Genomic DNA, 18763 nt, shown 5'->3' on the forward strand with positions numbered 1-18763 from the left:
ATGCTCGAGATTCTTCACGATTACGGGATTCTGCTGCTGGTCGGCCAGTATCCACAGGGTCCGCTGGGCGGTCTGGCGCTGACCATCATCATCGCGTTGCTCGCGCTGATTATTTCGTTCCCGCTGGCAGTCATGATGGGCCTGGCGCGTACGTCATCCATTGCACCGATTCGCAACGTGGCCATGGGTTACACCTATGTCGTGCGGGCGATCCCGCTGCTGTTGCTGATCTTCTGGTGCTATTTCGCAGTGCCGCTGATTACCGGCATCAACATCTCCGGCTTCGTCACCATGCTGGTGGCACTGGTGGTGTACGAGGGGGCGTATCTGGGTGAAGTGGTAAGGGCCGGGATCAACGCGGTGCCCAAAGGCCAGGTTGAAGCCGCCCGTGCGATTGGGATGAGCTACGGCCAGTGCATGCGCAAGATCGTGTTGCCGCAGGCACTGTTCAACATGCTGCCGAGCATCCTCAACCAATTCATCATGATCACCAAAAACACCTCACTGGCCTATCTGATTGGTACGCAGGAAGTCACCTTCGCTGCCTATCAGATCAACAACCAGCTATTGACCCAGCCGTTCGAGGTCTATGCGCTGCTGGCCGGTTTCTACTTTGTGTTGTGCTTCTCGCTGAGTCGTCTCGCCAAGTGGCTGGAAGACACCATCAACCGCAAGCGCCTGGGTTCCGCCCGCGCCCAAGATGAAAGCGTCGAAGAAAATCCAGTTCTGGTGGGGCAACCGAAATGATTGAATTCAAGAACGTGAACAAGTGGTACGGCGAATATCGCGCACTGAGCGATATCACCGAGCAAGTATCGGCCGGTGAGGTGGTTGTCGTGTGCGGGCCGTCGGGGTCGGGTAAATCCACCTTGATTCGTACCGTGAACCGCCTGGAAGAGATTCAGGACGGCAGCATTCTGATTTCCGGCGAGGACGTTCATGCCTCGAAAAAGAACCTCAATGCCTTGCGCAGCCGGGTGGGTTTCGTCTTCCAGAGCTTCAATCTGTTCCCGCACATGAGCGTGCTGGATAACGTGATGATCGGGCCGATCACCGTGCTTAACCGTAACAAGACCGACGCCGCGAAAACTGCTCGTGACCTGCTGGCCAAGGTCGGGTTGGCACACAAGGCCGATGCGATGCCGCTGCAGTTGTCCGGTGGTCAACAGCAACGGGTGGCGATTGCACGGGCCTTGGCGATGGAGCCTCCGGTGATGTTGTTCGATGAGCCGACCAGCGCGCTCGACCCGGAAATGGTCGGTGAGGTGCTGCAGGTCATGAAAGACCTCGCGTCCGAAGGCATGACCATGATTTGCGTGACCCATGAAATGGGCTTTGCCCGGGAAGTGGCTGACCGGATCTGGTTCATGGACGCAGGGCAGGTACTGGAACGCGCTGCGCCGGAAGATTTCTTTACGGCGCCGAAACACCCGCGTGCGGCCAAGTTCATCTCTGACATTCGAGCCCACTGATGAAACCGTCAGCATCGCCGCACCTGCCGGTTCGCAAGGACTGGCTGGCGCGGGTGGATGAGCCTGCGATCGATCCGCAGTTGGCGATTGTCGATGCACATCACCATCTGTGGGATCGCCCGGAAAACCATTACCTGCTGGATGACTATCTCGACGACATCGATAGCGGTCATCGGATCGTGGCGTCGGTGTATGTGCAATGCCGCTCGATGTTCAACATGGATCGGCCCGAGCCATTCCAGTGTGTGGGCGAGGTGGAGTTCGCCAACGGTATCGCGGCGCTCAGTGCCAGTGGGCTTTACGGCCCGGCGCGGATTTGCGGCGCGATTGTGGCCGGTGCGGATTTGCGTAGGGGGCAGGCTGTGGTGCCGGTACTGGAAGAGATGCTTGAGCGGGCCGGGCCAAGGTTGCAGGGCATTCGCAATGTAACGGCCTGGCACGCCGATCCGCAGGTGGTCTCCAATCCCAAACCGCCACCGTCGGGCATCCTCATGGACACCGATTTCCGCAAGGGCGTGAACTGCCTCAAAGATTACGAACTGACGCTGGACGTCTGGAGTTATCACACCCAGCTTGAAGAGGTGCTGGATCTGGCCAGGTCGTTCCCGAACCAGATGATCGTGCTGAATCACGTGGGCGGACCTGTTGGCGTCGGACCTTATGCTGGCCGCCGGGATGAGGTTTTCGCCGAGTGGTCGCGGCTGATCTGCCAGTTGGCTAATTGCCCGAATGTACGGATCAAGCTGGGTGGGTTGGGCATGAACGTCGGTGGCTTCGATCTGCACACTCGCGAGTTGCCTCCTGATTCGGACACGCTCGCCGCATTGTGGCGGCCGTACATCCTGCATTGTATTGATGCTTTCGGTGTCGAGCGTTGCATGTTTGAAAGCAACTTTCCGGTTGATAAGGGGATGTATTCCTATGGCGTCATGTGGAATGCGTTCAAGAAGATAACGGCCAACTTCACGGCTGAAGAGAAGCGCTTTCTGTTTAGTCGGACAGCCGCGTGTACCTATAACTTGATGATTGCTGATTAGTGCCTACGGCACGTTAACAGCCAAGGCTGTTATTTAGAGTTTTAGTCTGTCCGGTATTCGGGGCGCGGTGTCGTTCGCCTTGAAGAAAGCTTCATGCCGTTTTCTGTTGTTTGATTTTGAATGTTTATTTAACTCATGACAGGGCAGGGCAGTTGGTTTTGCTCAGTCAATTATTGCGAGGCTGCATCATGTCCAGTGGTTTCAGAGTATTAAAGCGTGCCCGTCAGGTCAGTGCTGAACAGGTCGAAGGTTATCGTCAGGTGCCTGTGGCCAACGTCAGTGATTCAATGAACCGCATGACCGCCGGGGGCGTGACTTTGCGGCCCATGCACCGTTCGGGTGTGCTCGCCGGTCCGGCGTTAACGGTTAAATCCCGCCCCGGCGATAACCTGATGGTGCATTACGCCTTGGACATCGCTCAGCCGGGCGATGTGATTGTGGTGGATGCCGGGGGTGATCTGACCAATGCAATTATCGGCGAACTGATGGTCGCTTACGCCATCAAGAAGCGCTTGGGCGGTATTGTCATCAATGGCGCCATCCGTGATGCGGCGAGTATTGCGGCAGGTGACTTCCCGGTATTTGCCGCGGGTATTACTCACCGTGGTCCTTACAAAGATGGTCCTGGCGAGATCAATGTTCCGATTGCAATCAACGGTATGGTGATCGAACCGGGCGACATGATTGTCGGCGACGATGACGGCCTGTTAAGCATTCCTTTTGATGAAGTTGACAGTGTTCTAAACAAAGCCAGCGCCAAACATGCGGCTGAAACTCAGCAACTTCTGGATATTGCTGAAGGCAACAGCGATCGGAGTTGGGTTATCAATAGCCTGAAACAGAAAGGCTGCGTATTACCGGAATAAGCGTTACGAAACCGTGCCCAATTGACGGGAAATGACCCGGTATCACAGGCGGCTGAAACAGATGGTAAATCCGTAGGAGGCTGGCTAAAATCCGCGCGCCTTCTGCGGCTTGAGCCAATCGGACGTGACCGATTGGCCTCAGGACCGAACCACGACCCTGGGTCGACATAATTTATAAAGCTGGAAGGCCCGTGAAAATGAGGACGTCCAGCTTTTTTTGTGTCTGCTTTTCGGGTGTAAACTCGCCTTGTGCGCTATCAGAGCGCTTGCAGGTCCAGCGAACATGACGCAAATTTCCGAACGCCTGTTGGTCCAGGCCCATCTCGATGCCAAACAGCCCAAAGACCTGAGCATTGAAGAGCAGGCTCACTACCGTGCTGCGATTGCGGCCGAACTCAAGGCCCAGGACGCTGTGCTGGTGGCGCATTACTACTGCGATCCGGTCATTCAGGCTTTGGCGGAAGAAACCGGCGGCTGCGTATCCGACTCGCTGGAAATGGCCCGTTTCAGCAATAACCATTCAGCAAAGACCGTGCTTGTTGCTGGCGTGCGCTTCATGGGCGAAACCGCCAAGATCCTCAACCCTGAAAAACGCGTGCTGATGCCGACGCTTGAGGCGACCTGTTCGCTGGATCTGGGCTGCCCGGTGGATGAGTTCACGGCGTTCTGTGATCAGCACCCGGAGCGTACGGTGGTGGTTTACGCCAATACCTCGGCAGCGGTCAAAGCCCGTGCGGACTGGGTGGTGACGTCCGGTTGCGCGCTGGAAGTCGTTGAAAGCCTGATGGACAACGGCGAGAAAATCATCTGGGCACCGGACAAGCATCTGGGTCGTTACATCCAGCGCGAAACCGGTGCTGACATGCTGCTATGGGACGGCGCTTGCATCGTTCACGAAGAGTTCAAGTCCAAGCAACTCGAAGACATGAAGGCGCTGTATCCGGAGGCGGCGATTCTGGTTCACCCTGAGTCGCCCGAGTCAGTGATCGATCTGGCTGACGCCGTGGGTTCAACCAGTCAGATGATCAAGGCCGCACAGACGCTGCCGAACAAGATGTTCATCGTGGCCACTGATCGGGGCATTTTCTACAAGATGCAGCAGCTGTGCCCGGACAAGATCTTCATCGAAGCGCCCACTGCCGGTAACGGCGCTGCCTGCCGCAGTTGCGCGCACTGCCCGTGGATGGCGATGAACACTCTTGAGCGTACCTTGCAGTGCTTGCGGGAGGGGAGTAACGAGATATTTGTCGATCCTGCCGTGATTCCCCATGCAGTCAGGCCGTTGCAGCGGATGCTGGACTTCACCCAGGCCGCGCGGATGAAGCAGGCGGGGAATGCTTGATTGTCGCCTGCAAATGATTGACCTGTAGGAGCGCGCTTGCCCGCGATAGCGATTGACCAGATAAAAACAGGGAACCTGACGCACCGCAATCGCGGGTAAGCGCGCTCCTACAGGATCAAAACTTGCAGCGTTACATCATGTCCTTGACCATCCGCTCCTGATCCGCCAATTCCTTCTGCCGCGCATCAATGCGTGACGCCAGCTGGAAATTGTTGTTCGCCCGACGTTTGGCGAAGTCCAGTTGCTGGATCGCCTGCCTGAAATCACCCACCAGCGCGAAGTACTCGGCACGAGCCTGATGCAGGCCGATGGTGTTGCCATTCAAACCACGGGTTTCAGCGACCAGATACCAGATGTCCGGATCATCAGGACGACTCTTCAGCAGCCCGTTCAGGGACTTTTCCGCTTCGGCGGTACGATTCTGTTTGAGCAGCACATCAACTCGTACCTGATTCAACGGATAGTTGTCGGGGTACTGAGTCAGCATCCGGTCAACCCGCTGTTGCGCGTCGTTGAGTCGGTTGTTGGTGATGTCCAGATCGATTTGCGTCAGGTTGTAAGTGATGTCGTTCGGCGACTTGTCGAGCAACGGCTTGAGGGTTTCCCGGGCTTCGTTGAGTTGCCCGCCTTTGATCAGCGCGATAGCGAGACCGTAGCGTGCAGGTTCGGATTTAGGATTCTCGGTCAGCTGCGCGCGGAAACGCTTGGCCGCGATGCCTGGAGTTTCTTCGTAGATCAACGCTACACGAGCGCGCATCAACTGATAGCGCACGCTGTCTTCCTTGCCCCCCGGCTTGGCTTGCTCGGCGCGGTTACGGGTATCCGCGATCCGCGATTCTGTTACCGGGTGAGTCAGGAGGAATTCGGGTGGCTTGGCATCGAAGCGATACTGACGCATCAAGCGTTCAAACATGGTCGGCATGTTGCGCGGGTCGTACCCGGCTTTCTCCAGGTTGAGAATGCCGATCCGGTCAGCTTCCTGTTCATTCTGACGCGAGAAGCGCCGCTGTTCCTGGATAGCCGCAGCCTGTGAACCCGCGATGGCGGCAATGCCCGCATCCCCGGCCCCGGCAGCCGCCATGACGATACCGGCCAGCATCGCCGCCAGCACAGGCACCTGCATGCGCTGTTGGGCTTCAACACCCCGGGCAAAGTGGCGTTGCGACAAGTGAGCCAGTTCGTGGGCCAGTACTGAGGCGTATTCGCCCTCAGTTTGAGCATTCAGGAACAACCCGCCGTTCACGCCGATAATCCCACCAGGAGCTGCGAAGGCGTTGAGTTGCGGGCTGTTGATCAGAATGAACTCAAGGCGTCGGTCCTGCACCTGACTGGTTTCCGCCAGGCTATAGACCGAGGTCTCGACGAAGTCCTTGAGTTGCGGGTCCGAAAGTTGCGCGACCTGGGCTCGCAGCAGCCCAAGCCAGGCACGGCCCAACTGGTGTTCCTGCTCCGGCGAAACAATCGCGGAACTGGCATCGCCAAGGGATGGCAAGTCATCGGCATGCGCAGGAACAGATAGCAGGCATGCGAGCGTCAACAGGGTGGGGCGCAGAAAATTCATCCATGGAGCTCTGAGTTGGAGAACCTCTACTGTAGCTGTCTCCATGGCCTGATGACCAGAGTGCGGTATTCTTCCGGGCTGTAAGACGTATCTGAAAAAACATTTTGCCTTCGCATGGCAATTTGATGTGCCTGCCTGGAGAGAAACGATGTCTGACGCTGTAACGCGCCCCGAAAGCTGTGATGCCGAAGTCGACGCCAGTGGCCTTAATTGCCCGCTGCCGCTGCTCAAGGCCAAGCTTGAGCTCAATCGCCTTTCCCAAGGTGCCGTGCTCAAGGTCATCGCTACCGACGCTGGATCTCAGCGTGACTTCCGTTCCTTTGCCAGGCTTGCTGGCCATGAATTGCTTCATGAGGAAGCTGACGCGGGGATCTACACCTATTGGCTGCGCAAGGCGTAATCCAACGGGGCCCATCCGCTTTCACAAGGATTTTTGATGTTCAACGTGCTTCGCAACTGGGTACAACGCTACTTCTCCGATGAAGAGGCCGTGGTACTGGCGGTGTTGCTGTTTCTGGCATTCACCATTGTTCTGACGCTGGGCGGCATGCTGGCGCCGGTGCTCGCCGGGATGGTGCTGGCGTTCCTGATGCAAGGGCTGGTGAGCCTGCTTGAGCGTTTTCGCGTTCCGGAGTCCGGTGCTGTTGGTCTGGTCTTTATGCTGTTCATGGGCGCGCTCCTGCTGTTTTTACTGGTCTTGGTGCCGCTGCTCTGGCATCAATTGATCACCTTGTTCAACGAGCTGCCGGGCATGCTTGCAAAGTGGCAGTCGTTATTACTGCTGTTGCCCGAGCGCTACCCGCATCTGGTTTCCGATGAACAAGTGCTGCATGCCATTGAAGTCGCGCGGGGCGAGATCGGCAAATTCGGTCAGTGGGCGCTGACGTTCTCGTTGTCGAGCCTGCCTTTGCTGGCGAATATCATGATCTATCTGGTGCTGGTGCCGATCCTGGTGTTCTTCTTCCTCAAGGATCGGCGTCTCATCGGTCGTTGGGTCGTCAGCTATCTGCCGCGGGAGCGCGCTTTGATGACGCGAGTGGCCGAGGAGATGAATCGGCAGATCGCCAATTACATCCGTGGCAAAGTCATCGAGATATTTATCTGTGGCGGCGTGACCTACATCGGTTTTGTGGCGCTGGGCCTCAACTATGCGGCCTTGTTGGCGATGCTGGTGGGTATTTCCGTTGTGGTGCCCTACGTAGGCGCGGTCGTGGTAACCGTTCCGGTGGCGCTGATCGCCTTGTTTCAGTGGGGCTGGAGTGACCAGTTCATCTATCTGATGGTGGTCTATGGCGTGATTCAGGCGCTGGATGGCAACGTGCTGGTGCCGCTGCTGTTCTCGGAGGCGGTCAACCTGCACCCGGTCGCAATCATCTGCGCGGTCCTGTTGTTTGGCGGGTTGTGGGGCTTCTGGGGGATTTTCTTCGCGATTCCGCTGGCGACGCTGTTCAAGGCCGTGCTGGATGCGTGGCCAAGGCAGGAGCCGACCGTGGCGCCGCTTTTGTAGGACCGGCTTTAGCCGGGAGGGCGACATTTCTCGTGTTACATATGTATCGCCTAGACCGGCCCCTCCCGGCTAAAGCCGGTCCTACGGTCTTATGAAGGCCCGTAGGAGCGACTTTAGCCGCGAGGGCGTCAGTGATCGTGGCGGGACTTCAGGCTCTATTCAACGCCTGAGCCTTCTCCAGCACGGCTTCCACATGACCCGGCACTTTCACACCGCGCCATTCGTGGCGCAGCACGCCATCTTTGTCGATCAAAAAGGTGCTGCGATCTACGCCGAGGTATTCCTTGCCGTATAGCTTCTTGAGCTTGATCACATCGAACAGTTGGCAAAGGGCTTCGTCCTTGTCCGAAATCAGCTCGAACGGGAACGATTGCTTGGCCTTGAAGTTCTCGTGGGACTTCAGGCTGTCTCGCGACACGCCAAATACCAGCGTGTTGGCCGCCTGAAACTGCTCGTGCTGATCGCGAAAGTTCTGACCCTGAGTGGTACAGCCCGGTGTGCTGTCCTTCGGATAGAAGTAAATCACGACCTGCTTGCCCTTCAGTTCGGCCAGGCTCACGGCCTGCCCGCTGGTGGCTTGCACCTGAAAATCACTAACCGGTTGATCTACTGCTACAGCCATGGGATTTCCTTACATAGGAGCTTGCGGACGCCACGGTTCAATCAGTGCATCGAGGTTCAGCGCGTCGGCGAAATCCAGGAACTGATCGCGCAGCCAACTGATCTGGATGCCCGCAGGCAAGGTCACGGTGAAGGTTGCGTTAAGCATCGTGCCACCAGTCTGCGGTGCCAGATAGGTATCGCAGATCAGGTTTTCCAGTTCCACATTGTGATCCATGAAGAACTGGCACAGCTCATTGATGATGTCCGGGCGATACGCCGAGCTGACGTAAGCCACGTAAGGCAGCGCCTCTGGACGGCTTTCCAGCGTGGCACTGCGCACCACACTGGTAGTGAAGTCATGTTTCTTGGACAGGCCGGGGAGGCCGGTTTCCAGGCGGGCCAGGGCATCCCAGCTACCGGAGACCTGCAGAATCAACGCACTGTATTCGCCGTGACGGGTCAGGCGTGAGCTGACAACCGAGCAACGACTTTCGTGACTGGCACGGCACAGGACGTTGGTCAGCTCCATTGGGTTTGCGCCAAGGGCACTGATGACAAGGAATTGTTCGCGAACTGTGGGGGTGGACGACATGCAGCATTCCTAGATGATGAGCGGTCGGTACATTTATTGGCTTGCAGGACCGAATCGACGATCAACAGCGCCAGACACCCGCCGCAGCTTCTGGCGGAGTGCGTCTGCCTGATTACCAAAGGCAGGCTGCAACAGCGCTGGAGCAGGGGTTCTGACGATAAAATCGACCGATTGAAGGAGGCGCGCAGATGACCAGTACCGATCAAAGAACGAAGGGTAGCGAAAACCATCGCTCAGGGGAATGCTCACAGCGTGGTACTTCGCTTGTACTAGGCTGATAGCGCCAGTACCATTACCGCTCTCTTTTTCCGGCAGGAGCGGTTTGCATGATTGCGGGCAGTATGGTGGCACTGGTCACACCCATGGATGCACAGGGACGTCTGGACTGGGACAGCCTGAGCAAACTGGTGGACTTCCACCTGCAAGAAGGCACCAACGCCATTGTTGCCGTTGGCACCACAGGTGAATCGGCCACGCTCGATGTGAACGAACACATCGAAGTGATCCGTCGTGTGGTCGATCAGGTTGCAGGTCGTATTCCTGTCATCGCAGGTACCGGCGCAAACTCCACGCGTGAAGCGATCGAGTTGACCAACAACGCCAAGCGCGCTGGCGCCGATGCGTGCCTGCTGGTCACGCCGTATTACAACAAGCCGACCCAGGAAGGGCTGTATCAGCACTTCAAGACTATCGCCGAAGCGGTCGATATCCCGCAGATTCTTTACAACGTGCCAGGCCGAACAGCCTGCGACATGCTGCCTGAAACCGTCGTGCGCCTGTCCACGGTGCCGAATATCATCGGTATTAAAGAAGCTACGGGCGACCTGCAGCGTGCCAAGGCCATTCTGGCCGGTGTCAGCAGCGACTTCCTGGTGTATTCCGGTGATGACCCTACGGCGGTCGAACTGATTCTGCTGGGCGGCAAGGGCAATATTTCCGTAACGGCCAACGTTGCACCGCGCGCCATGAGCGAGCTGTGTGCCGCCGCCATGCGCGGGGATGCCGAGACTGCGCGGGCCATCAATGAAAAGCTGATGCCGCTCAACAAGACCCTGTTTATCGAATCCAACCCTATCCCCGTGAAATGGGCCCTGAACGAAATGGGTTTGATGCCGGACGGTATCCGTCTGCCGCTCACCTGGCTGAGTCAGGCCTGTCACGAACCGCTGCGTCAGGCCCTGCGCCAGTCCGGCGTTCTGGTTTAATTGAGGAAGCATTACGCAATGAAGCGATTGGCCGGACTTTCCGCACTTGCCTTGATTATCTCCAGCACCAGCGGTTGCGGTTGGCTCTGGGGTGAAGATGGTTACTTCCGTGACCGTGGCAGCGATTACCTCGAAGCACAGCAAACTGCACCGATGCAGATTCCGCCGGGTGTCTCCGAGACGAAGCGTCTTGACCCTCTGTTGCCGATCCCGCGCAACGTGGCGGACGACACCGCCAAAGGCGAATTCGTAGTTCCTCGCCCGCAACCGCTGTCGACCGTAGCGGACTCCAGCGACTTCAGTCTGCAGAAGAGCGGCAACAACAGCTGGGTGCTCGCTCAGCGTGCGCCTGCCGAAGTCTGGCCAGTCGCGCATCAGTATTTCGAGGATAACGGTTTCCGTATCGCCGAAGATCGCCCGCAAACTGGTGAGTTCAGCACTACCTGGCAGCGTCTGGACGAGCTGTCCGCTGCCGTTGCCAAGCGCCTGACTGCCAGTGGCACGGCCTCCGATGCAGAAACTCGCGTGCGAGTGCGTATCGAGCCAGGCGTGCAGCGCAACACCAGTGAAATCTACGTGGTAAGCGCTGAGCGCCCAGCCGGTAGCTCCGCTGATGTCCCGTTCACTGATCGCGCTACCAACGTGGCACTCGATGCCGCACTGACCGATGACATGCTGGCCAGCCTGAGCCGCAGCTCTGCCCTGGGCGGTTCCGTATCGCTGCTGGCAGCGCGTGACTACGACACCCCAAGTCGTGTCGCCTTGAGCGAAGACGGTAGCGGCAACCCGGTTCTGAACGTCGGTTCGGATCTGGATCGCGCATGGTCCAGCGTAGGTCGAGCCCTGAATCAGGGTGAATGGCGCGTTGAAGACATCAACCGCAGCCTGGGTCTGTACTACATCAACCTGGCAGAGCGGGCTGATACGCCTGAGAACAAGCCTGGTTTCTTCGGCCGCCTGTTCGGCAGCAAGGAAACCAAGGAAGAGATCGATGCCCGTGCCGAGCGTTATCAAGTGCGCTTGAGCAAAGTGGGTGACAACGTTCAGGTTACCGTCGAGAAGAACATCAACACCGTCGCGCCGGCAGATGTTGCCCGTCGCGTACTGGGTGTCATTCAAGACAACCTGGGTTAAGTGCGTTTCGCAGTATTAGGCAGCGGCAGCCAAGGGAATGGCACGCTGGTAGCCAGCGGCAATACCCATGTGTTGGTGGATTGTGGTTTCTCCCTGCGGGAAACCGAACGAAGACTGGCGCGGCTAGGGCTTAGCGCGCATCAGTTGAGCGCGATTCTGGTGACCCACGAACATGCCGATCACGTGAATGGCGTGGGTTTGCTGTCTCGGCGCTACAATCTTCCGGTGTACATGAGTAGCGGCACGGCGAGAGGGTTGCGCAAGCCTGTTGAAGTCGCCGGGTATCTGGCAGGCGGCCAGGATTTGCAACTGGGGGCGTTGAACATCCATGTGGTGTCCGTCGCTCACGATGCCCTTGAACCGACGCAGTTCGTCTTCACCGACGGCACGCGTCGCTTTGGCTTGCTGACGGATCTGGGGTCGTACTGCCCGACGGTGCTGCAAAGCTACCACGGCCTGGACGCCTTGATGATCGAGTCCAACCACTGCCGGGACATGCTTGCTCGCGGTCACTACCCATACTTCCTGAAGCAGCGGGTCGGTGGCAGCGAAGGACATTTGAACAACCATCAGGCCGCAAGCCTGGTGAACGAGCTGGGCTGGCAGGACCTGCAACATCTGGTACTGGCCCACCTCAGCAGTAAGAACAATCTGCCGCATCTGGCCCGGCAATGTTTCGTCGACACCCTCGGGTGCGATCCGGACTGGTTACAATTGGCCGATCAAGATTCAGGGCTCGACTGGCGACATATCGCCTAGCCCAACTACTTAGCAAGCGGAGCCCATCATGGAAAAACGTGAAGAACTCTACCGCGGCAAAGCCAAATCGGTTTACAAGACCGACGACGCTGACCGCTTGATCCTGCTGTTCCGTAACGACACGTCGGCGTTCGACGGCAAGCGTATCGAACAACTGGACCGCAAAGGCATGGTGAACAACAAGTTCAACGCCTTCATCATGCAGAAGCTCGAAGCGGCAGGCATTCCGACCCAGTTCGACAAACTGCTGGCCGACAATGAAGTGCTGGTCAAAAAGCTCGACATGATCCCGGTTGAATGCGTCGTGCGTAACTACGCCGCCGGCAGCCTGGTCAAGCGCCTCGGCGTCGAAGAGGGCCTCAAGCTCAACCCATACACCTTCGAGCTGTTCCTGAAGGACGACGCCAAAGGCGACCCGTTTATCAACGAATCCCACGTCGTGGCATTCGGTTGGGGCACCGCCGAGCAACTGGTTCGCATGAAAGAACTGTCGCTCAAGGTCAACGAAGTCCTGAGCAAACTGTTCGATGACGCTGGTCTGCTGTTGGTCGACTTCAAACTCGAATTCGGTGTTTTCAGCGACGGCTCCATCGTCCTGGGCGACGAATTCAGCCCGGACGGCTGCCGTCTGTGGGACAAGGACACCAAGAAGAAGATGGACAAAGACCGCTTCCGCCAAGGCCTCGGTGATGTTATCGAAGCCTACGAAGAAGTCGCCAACCGTCTGGGCGTACCGCTCTAAGACGGAGAAAGTAACGCAAGCGCTTGATAGCACGAAAAAAAATCAGCAAAAGGTATCGCCTTCTGCAATTGAACTGTTATGATGCGCGCCGTTGGAGAGATGCCGGAGTGGCCGAACGGGACGGATTCGAAATCCGTTGTACTGGCGACAGTACCTAGGGTTCAAATCCCTATCTCTCCGCCATATTAAAAATCCTTATAAATCAATAGGTTATGAGGATTTTGGCAAAGTGGATTTGTACCAGCACTTTGTACCAAAAAATTGCCTTGATCTTTGGATCAAGGCTTTTTTTTGATCAAATTTTAATCTCAACGAATTGGCACTGCTTCGTTGCCAGATTTACTCCCTACCAATTCGCTAATGGAATGCACTTGCGATGTGCTCATCAGGGCTTACGAGAGCTGACCCGCGATCTACCGCCGGGTCAATCCATTCTGCGGAGGTCATACGCTCTCACCGGGGCACTCTGCGTCAATATCAATTGCCCTTAAGTAATCGCTCTTTATCCTACTATACGTCTTCCAGCCGGACGTCTGGCTAGCAGCGTGGAGAGGGTTTAACGCTTCCACGCATGGCGGTCAGCGACGCAAAAAGGAAGGCTGAAGGGAGAGCGGCATGCCTGGTATCCGTCTTGGCGGGCTTCGTCTGCCCGATGATCTCATTTCCCAAAGCATCACGTGTTCCTGCGGTGCTGGCGATGTGATATATCTATGTAGACGATTCGACTAGACTCAGGGGTGAGCGATGTCTACAGCAAAGTTGAGAATTGACCTTTCGCAGGGATTGATTGACGTTGAGGGCTCGGAAGGATTCGTACTAGAAGTTTACAACGACTTCAAGGCGCGGATGCAATCGGTACCTGCGAAACAAGAAGTGACGCATGGAATCAAAGGCATAGATGCTCCGCAACCAGCAACATCTGAAGCGCCTACTCCCAAGCTGAAAAATACGAAATCTGCCTCAAGTGCAACCGCGAAGCTCCGTAAAGGAAGCCGAGAAGAACATTCGATGGTTACGGATCTAGATCTCTCCAATACGAAAGCTGGTCGCTTAAAAGATTTTGTTGCAAGATTCGTATTAAAAACAAATATGGAGAGAAACTTAGCTTTTGTTTATTTCATGCAGCACGAGATGGAGTTGGCTAATATTGCTGAAAATCATATTTTTACGTGTTATAGGCATATTGGTGTCAAAGTTCCTGGAGCCTTACGGCAAAGCTTGTTTGACACATCAAGCGCTAAAGGTTGGGTGAATACGTCTCATATGGACGATATCCGTGTAACTACCATTGGTATGAATCATTTGGAGCACGATTTACCAAAAGCGACTCCTGCTGAATGATAGACATAGAAAACTTTGCGCTGAAGATCCCCGACCTCGCCTCGAAAACGTCGTCGGAGTTGATACACTATTTTGTATATTTTCTTACGATCGTCCAATCTCATCCATCTGCCACAGCCTCCAAGATATCGGGTTGTTTCTCTGAATTACGTATACCACCGTATTCAAACATTAGCGCTTACCTTTCCACACATTCAAAACGCGGAAGCAATCGCAGCTTTATCAAGGCGACAAGTGGGTACAGCTTGTCAAGAAGCGCCCAAGTTGACATTCAGAAAACATTGCATTCAGGTCCGGCAAAATTAGAGACGAGTCTATTATTGCGAAATCTATTGCCTGAAATGGAGGATTTAGCGGAAAAAACATTTCTCCAAGAAGCTATTGATTGTTACGAAATTGGAGCTAGGCGTTCAGCCATAGTGATGGTTTGGATTCTTGTAATACATCATATGAATAATTTTGTATTGTCGAGCGAGCTTGCTGCATTCAACGCCGTGCTGGCGACGAATAATGATAAGCGAATCAGAATTAAAGCTATAGCAAAAATTGACGACTTTACCGAAATTCCAGAGGGGAAGTTTATTGAAATTCTTAGAGTTGCTGGCATTATATCGAATGATGTCCGCAAAATTCTCGACGTCAAGCTTGGTATTCGTAATAGCTCGGCACATCCATCCGCAATAAATATTTCCGAGGTTAAAGCAACGGATTTCATTATTGATCTAGTGGAAAATGTTATTCGAAAGTATAGGTGTCCGTAGAGAGGATCTGTAGGTGCTCAGCTGTCAGCTAACACTATCGTCTGGTGGATTGATGAGGGGCATTGAAAAAAATTTTATATTTTGATTAGAGGCTCAAATATAGGAAGCGAAAAGTTCCCTGTTGTCGCATCTGACGGAGAGAGCATTTTGTACCACTGCTTTGTACCAAAACTCCGTTGTAGGCCTCATCACGCTTGTGTTTCGGGGGCTACTGAGCATTTCGCAGAGTGTCCCTATCTCTCCGCCATACAAATGAAAGCCCCAGAAGTTATGCTTCTGGGGCTTTTTTGTGTGAGCTAGATAAGTTGGAGAGCAATATTATTCGGTGCTCATCTTTTCCAGACGAACCAGCAACTCATGCGGATCCGCATCCAGCCCCCGACACAAATCCATAAACTCAATCACATCCAGCCGCCGCTCCGCATTTTCGGTTTTCGACACGAAGGACTGCGGCCGTCCCAACTTCGTGGCCAGCTCTTTTTGAGCCAGGCCTGCTTCTATTCGCGCTTCCAGGAGAAGGGTCAGAAGGGATAGGTAGCGGGTGTTGTGGATGGTTTTCACTCTGACGACGCCAGCGCCGCTTCATACTCATTCACAAACTGCGGCAACGCATAACCAAGCACCGCGCACAAATCCCGCAGTTGAATCAGATCCAGGCGTCGTGATCCTTTTTCCACATCGCTCATGAATGACTGTGGTCGGCCCAGCGCTGCGGAGCACTCCGATTGGGTCAGGTCGGCGTTTTCTCTAATCGTGCGCAGTAGCTTGATCAGCACCTGATGTTCTCGTCGATAGATTGCTTTTGTCATGGTGGCCGTTCCTGTTGAACAGCGGCGTAAGCTATAACTGATTTTCAGATATCTGATTTTCGGATATTCTTGGTTTTGATTCGGCGCATGGCTGGAGGTCTGCACGGACGTAATAAATCTCGGAAGGCTTAGCTGAAAGGACACAATTTATGAAAAAACCAAAACTCTCACGCTTTCCCAAGCAAGCAGCTCGACGTAACGCGATGACTCGCTCTGCCAGGCTTTTAAGTCGTAACTCTCAAGCTGCGTTGACCAAGCTGCAAGTCGTCAGCTCCATGTACGCCTACATCATGACCAGTTGGGATGAGTTGCCCGACGAGAACAAGCGTGCTTTGGGCTTCGATTTCGTTGTGGGCAGTGAAGGCGAGGAGGTGGCGCTCAATCATCTGGCGCGGCTTTTTATGGATTACGCGGATTTGTCGTTTCGGCGAGCGTTGGTGGCTCGACGCAGACGGTTGGGTGTTGATGCGTGAATTGAGGTGATCGGCTAGCCTGGTGGAGAATGCTGGTTCCCGGTGTGACTGATGCCCTGCGGCGCCTGAATCGCGGGCAAGCCTCGCTCCCACAGGTTCCACGCCATCCCGTAGAAACGGTTTCAGCCGGGAGGAAGTCGGGGCATATCGCTAGACATTCGTCGGCAGAAATAGCGCCCTCCCGGCTGAAGCCGTTTCTACGGGATGGCTGGCAAACACAGAACTTCTCACTGGGAGAGGGGATTTCGGGTAACGCGGGCCAAAGGGGGTGTAGGAATCGTCCGATTTTCCTCAGGTTGATAGTCGAGAGCTTGGAGATATGAATAACTACCGCAGTCGCCAATTGGAATTGGCTGAAGATGAACCTGAATCCACTCGGCATAACGAGGGAAATCAGTTTCAGGGGCGCAGGCTTATATAGGCGCTCATTTCAGGGGAAACCATGCAGGAACGCGTCATGACTGAAACCGAGCTCGAAAAAACCAAAGCCGAGATCGACAAAATATTAGCTGAAGCTCGCAAGCTCGTTTTGGAGGCTGACAAGCTTGGCGCTGAAAAAACCAAGCTCAATGCTGAAGCTCGCAAAATGACTCGCGAAATCTTCTGGTATCCCGTCGCAATTGCCATCGGCATGATTGGCGCAGTGTCCACGGTAACGCTGTTGCTGGCCAGGCTACTCAGCTAATCGCTTTTTGCTTGCATCCCTTCTGGTGGTGAGTACCTAATAAGCCCCAATCCCTCAGCGTCAACAACCACCGTCACCCCTTCATAGCTCGCCAGCGTCGCGTGCGTCGTCTCTATCTCATGCTGCGTCAACGCCATGACGTTCACCCAGTGATTCCAGACCCGCTCGGCGGCGACGATGGAATTGAGCAGCTTGCCGTCCAAGTCGAACAGGAGTGCCTAGAGCGTCGGTTGTTGAGCATGGCTACCTCGGACTGGGATTCTGGTTAAGGACGATGAGTGACCAGCTTGATTCCGAGTGCAGTTAATACTTTCAGTACTGTGTCAAAGCGCGGCTTTGCACCTGGAGCCAAAGCTTTGTACAGACTGGCTCTGCCAAGTCCTGAATCCTTGGCTATCTGAGCCATGCCACGTGCTTTTGCTACATGGCCCACGGCACGAATCAGTTCGTCCGTATCACCATCAGCAAGAACCTGGGAGAGGTATTCGTTGATCGCCTCGTCGCTGTCAAGGATCGCTGCCATATCAAACGGCACTAGGGTAGTGGACATTTATCAAACCTCCTTCGCCATTATTTTTGCCTGCCTTATATCACCCGGCTGAGTTGATTTATCCCCGCCGACCAGGAGCACGATGATCGTACGGTCCCGGGTGGTGAAATAGATTCTGTATCCTGCGCCGACATCTACGCGCATCTCGGACACTCCTTCGCCGACGGCTTTCACGTCTCCCAGATTACCTGCCGATACGCGCTCAATACGTCGCGCTATAGCGATCCTGGCCCGTATGTCGCGCAAGCCTGCGTGCCAATGGACGAAATATCACAACGGGGCGGAGAGCTTAGGCATGCAACCTGTATCGCGTGCGGTAGATACCTACCGCGCTTGGTCTCATGGAGTCGATGCTGGAGAGGCTGGAGAGGCTGCTGATGAGTTTTTCTGGTATTCCATGGCGGTCGCCGCTGGAATTTTTATCACGATCGCGACGATTACTATCTTAGTAGTCAGGCTCTTGAGCGCGGGCTGTCTTCCTGCTTTAAGCCCGCATCAATCCCAGCCCTTCAGCATCAACAACCACCGTCACGCCTGCATAACTCGCCAGCGTCCCGTGCTGGGTCTCAATTTCATGCTCATGCGTCGCCGTAATCACCACCACACTCGCGCCTGCTGCTTCAGCCGCTGCAATGCCTGCGGGTGCATCTTCGAATACCAGACAGTCCTTCGGATCAACGCCCAGTCGTTTGGCTGCAAGCAGAAAGCAGTCCGGGGCGGGTTTGCCTTGGCTGACGTCCTCAGCGCTGACGATGTTGACCGGTAATTTCAGTCCAGCAGCTTTCAGGCGCGCTTCGGCCAAGGCGCGTGGGGCGGAGGTGACGATAGCCCAACGCTCTGGCGGGAGAGAGGCGAGGAGGCGGGCGGCGTCGGGTACTTCGATGACGCCTTCTACATCGTCGATTTCGGCCTGGGAAATTGCTTCGGCTTCCCGTTCTGCGTCAACACCGGGCAGGTTCAGGTTGCGGATGGTGTCGATGCAGCGCACCCCGTGGATCGTGGGCAGGAAGGTTTTGACGTCCAGGCCGTGGCGCTCTGCCCAGTGAGACCAGACCCGCTCGGCGGCGACGATGGAGTTGAGCAACGTGCCGTCCATGTCGAACAGGAATGCCGAGAAGCGTCGGTTGTTGAGCATGGGTTACCTCGGTCGGGTTGGAGTGATTTATCAGGGTAGGGGGCGGTGACCACGCTTGCCGAACGTCGCCCTCAATTATGTCAGACAGAACGCGTAATCGTTCTTCGCGGGCAAGCCTCGCTCCAACAAATAAGCGAGCTCCGTTGGAGCGAGGCTTGCCCGCGAATGCTTTGGTGCTCTCACCGCAAA

Annotated in this window: 22 protein-coding genes, 1 tRNA gene and 2 pseudogenes; 16 read left to right on the forward strand and 9 right to left on the reverse strand. The window is 55.5% G+C overall.

What is annotated here, in order from left to right:
- The 5 genes from AO242_RS13325 (at nt 1) to nadA (ending at nt 4717) form a co-directional block, all read left to right on the forward strand.
- Complete coding sequence (locus AO242_RS13325) at nt 1–747, forward strand: amino acid ABC transporter permease (RefSeq protein WP_099269080.1); 747 nt, start codon at nt 1–3, stop codon at nt 745–747.
- On the forward strand, nt 744–1472 hold the full coding sequence (locus AO242_RS13330) for an amino acid ABC transporter ATP-binding protein (protein ID WP_099269081.1): 729 nt from the start codon (nt 744–746) through the stop codon (nt 1470–1472). Before AO242_RS13325 ends, AO242_RS13330 begins: the two co-directional genes overlap by 4 nt.
- Nucleotides 1472–2509, forward strand: coding sequence for an amidohydrolase family protein (locus AO242_RS13335; protein WP_099269082.1), 1038 nt, complete (start codon nt 1472–1474; stop codon nt 2507–2509). Before AO242_RS13330 ends, AO242_RS13335 begins: the two co-directional genes overlap by 1 nt.
- Before the next feature lie 188 nt (nt 2510–2697).
- Nucleotides 2698–3375, forward strand: a complete 678-nt coding sequence (locus tag AO242_RS13340; protein WP_099269083.1) for an RraA family protein — start codon at nt 2698–2700, stop codon at nt 3373–3375.
- Between the two features lie 283 nt (nt 3376–3658).
- A complete protein-coding gene (gene nadA, locus AO242_RS13345; RefSeq protein ID WP_099269084.1) occupies nt 3659–4717 on the forward strand; it encodes a quinolinate synthase NadA in 1059 nt (352 codons plus the stop codon).
- A gap of 130 nt (nt 4718–4847) precedes the next feature.
- On the opposite strand, the gene AO242_RS13350 is transcribed toward nadA, so the two are convergent.
- Nucleotides 4848–6278 carry a M48 family metalloprotease gene (locus AO242_RS13350; protein WP_027899145.1) on the reverse strand — a complete coding sequence of 477 codons (1431 nt, stop codon included), beginning with the start codon at nt 6276–6278 and terminating at the stop codon, nt 4848–4850.
- Nucleotides 6279–6426: 148 nt separating this feature from the next.
- Between AO242_RS13350 and AO242_RS13355 the strand changes: the two genes are divergently transcribed.
- Both AO242_RS13355 and AO242_RS13360 read left to right on the forward strand, forming a co-directional pair.
- Nucleotides 6427–6678: a sulfurtransferase TusA family protein gene (locus AO242_RS13355; RefSeq protein ID WP_099269085.1), complete on the forward strand. Its 252-nt coding sequence runs from the start codon at nt 6427–6429 to the stop codon at nt 6676–6678.
- A gap of 36 nt (nt 6679–6714) precedes the next feature.
- Complete coding sequence (locus AO242_RS13360; RefSeq protein ID WP_099269086.1) at nt 6715–7785, forward strand: AI-2E family transporter; 1071 nt, start codon at nt 6715–6717, stop codon at nt 7783–7785.
- Between the two features lie 148 nt (nt 7786–7933).
- On the opposite strand, the gene AO242_RS13365 is transcribed toward AO242_RS13360, so the two are convergent.
- On the reverse strand, nt 7934–8407 hold the full coding sequence (locus tag AO242_RS13365) for a peroxiredoxin (protein WP_099269087.1): 474 nt from the start codon (nt 8405–8407) through the stop codon (nt 7934–7936).
- Between the two features lie 9 nt (nt 8408–8416).
- Nucleotides 8417–8980, reverse strand: coding sequence for a glycine cleavage system protein R (locus tag AO242_RS13370; RefSeq protein WP_027899149.1), 564 nt, complete (start codon nt 8978–8980; stop codon nt 8417–8419).
- A 326-nt stretch (nt 8981–9306) separates the two neighbouring features.
- Between AO242_RS13370 and dapA the strand changes: the two genes are divergently transcribed.
- The 7 genes from dapA (at nt 9307) to AO242_RS13405 (ending at nt 14922) form a co-directional block, all read left to right on the forward strand.
- Nucleotides 9307–10185: a 4-hydroxy-tetrahydrodipicolinate synthase gene (gene dapA / locus AO242_RS13375; protein ID WP_027899150.1), complete on the forward strand. Its 879-nt coding sequence runs from the start codon at nt 9307–9309 to the stop codon at nt 10183–10185.
- 18 nt (nt 10186–10203) lie between these two features.
- Nucleotides 10204–11319 carry an outer membrane protein assembly factor BamC gene (gene bamC, locus AO242_RS13380; protein WP_099269088.1) on the forward strand — a complete coding sequence of 372 codons (1116 nt, stop codon included), beginning with the start codon at nt 10204–10206 and terminating at the stop codon, nt 11317–11319.
- On the forward strand, nt 11320–12078 hold the full coding sequence (locus tag AO242_RS13385) for an MBL fold metallo-hydrolase (RefSeq protein WP_099269089.1): 759 nt from the start codon (nt 11320–11322) through the stop codon (nt 12076–12078). It begins immediately after the preceding gene.
- A gap of 28 nt (nt 12079–12106) precedes the next feature.
- A complete protein-coding gene (gene purC, locus AO242_RS13390; RefSeq protein WP_077571533.1) occupies nt 12107–12820 on the forward strand; it encodes a phosphoribosylaminoimidazolesuccinocarboxamide synthase in 714 nt (237 codons plus the stop codon).
- A gap of 93 nt (nt 12821–12913) precedes the next feature.
- A tRNA-Ser gene (locus tag AO242_RS13395) sits at nt 12914–13003 on the forward strand.
- A 561-nt stretch (nt 13004–13564) separates the two neighbouring features.
- The gene (locus AO242_RS13400; RefSeq protein ID WP_099269090.1) at nt 13565–14161 is read left to right on the forward strand and encodes a hypothetical protein; all 597 of its coding nucleotides are present in this window, start codon (nt 13565–13567) and stop codon (nt 14159–14161) included.
- Between the two features lie 245 nt (nt 14162–14406).
- A complete protein-coding gene (locus AO242_RS13405) occupies nt 14407–14922 on the forward strand; it encodes a hypothetical protein (RefSeq protein WP_218927837.1) in 516 nt (171 codons plus the stop codon).
- 318 nt (nt 14923–15240) lie between these two features.
- On the opposite strand, the gene AO242_RS13410 is transcribed toward AO242_RS13405, so the two are convergent.
- On the reverse strand, nt 15241–15483 hold the full coding sequence (locus AO242_RS13410; protein WP_099269091.1) for a helix-turn-helix domain-containing protein: 243 nt from the start codon (nt 15481–15483) through the stop codon (nt 15241–15243).
- A complete protein-coding gene (locus AO242_RS13415) occupies nt 15480–15836 on the reverse strand; it encodes a helix-turn-helix domain-containing protein (RefSeq protein WP_306475053.1) in 357 nt (118 codons plus the stop codon). Before AO242_RS13415 ends, AO242_RS13410 begins: the two co-directional genes overlap by 4 nt.
- Nucleotides 15837–15880: 44 nt before the next feature.
- Here AO242_RS13415 and AO242_RS13420 point away from each other — a divergent pair, with 44 nt between their 5' ends.
- On the forward strand, nt 15881–16204 hold the full coding sequence (locus AO242_RS13420) for a hypothetical protein (RefSeq protein WP_257153435.1): 324 nt from the start codon (nt 15881–15883) through the stop codon (nt 16202–16204).
- Between the two features lie 457 nt (nt 16205–16661).
- A complete protein-coding gene (locus AO242_RS13425) occupies nt 16662–16889 on the forward strand; it encodes a hypothetical protein (RefSeq protein ID WP_099269093.1) in 228 nt (75 codons plus the stop codon).
- A 120-nt stretch (nt 16890–17009) separates the two neighbouring features.
- Here the strand turns inward: AO242_RS13425 and AO242_RS30170 are convergent.
- From AO242_RS30170 to AO242_RS13445, 4 genes and pseudogenes are all read right to left on the reverse strand, one after another.
- Nucleotides 17010–17101 (reverse strand): annotated as a pseudogene (locus AO242_RS30170) (HAD family hydrolase); the annotation flags it as partial.
- 53 nt (nt 17102–17154) lie between these two features.
- Nucleotides 17155–17439, reverse strand: coding sequence for an addiction module antidote protein (locus tag AO242_RS13435; RefSeq protein WP_099269095.1), 285 nt, complete (start codon nt 17437–17439; stop codon nt 17155–17157).
- Between the two features lie 3 nt (nt 17440–17442).
- Nucleotides 17443–17706, reverse strand: a pseudogene (locus AO242_RS13440) (type II toxin-antitoxin system RelE/ParE family toxin); the annotation flags it as partial.
- A gap of 217 nt (nt 17707–17923) precedes the next feature.
- Nucleotides 17924–18574 (reverse strand): HAD-IA family hydrolase, encoded by a 651-nt coding sequence (locus tag AO242_RS13445; RefSeq protein WP_099269097.1) that lies wholly within the window; start codon nt 18572–18574, stop codon nt 17924–17926.
- Between the last annotated feature and the right edge of the window lie 189 nt (nt 18575–18763).

It is taken from the genome of Pseudomonas sp. ICMP 561 (assembly GCF_002699985.1).
Classification (GTDB): Bacteria; Pseudomonadota; Gammaproteobacteria; order Pseudomonadales; family Pseudomonadaceae; genus Aquipseudomonas; species Aquipseudomonas quasicaspiana.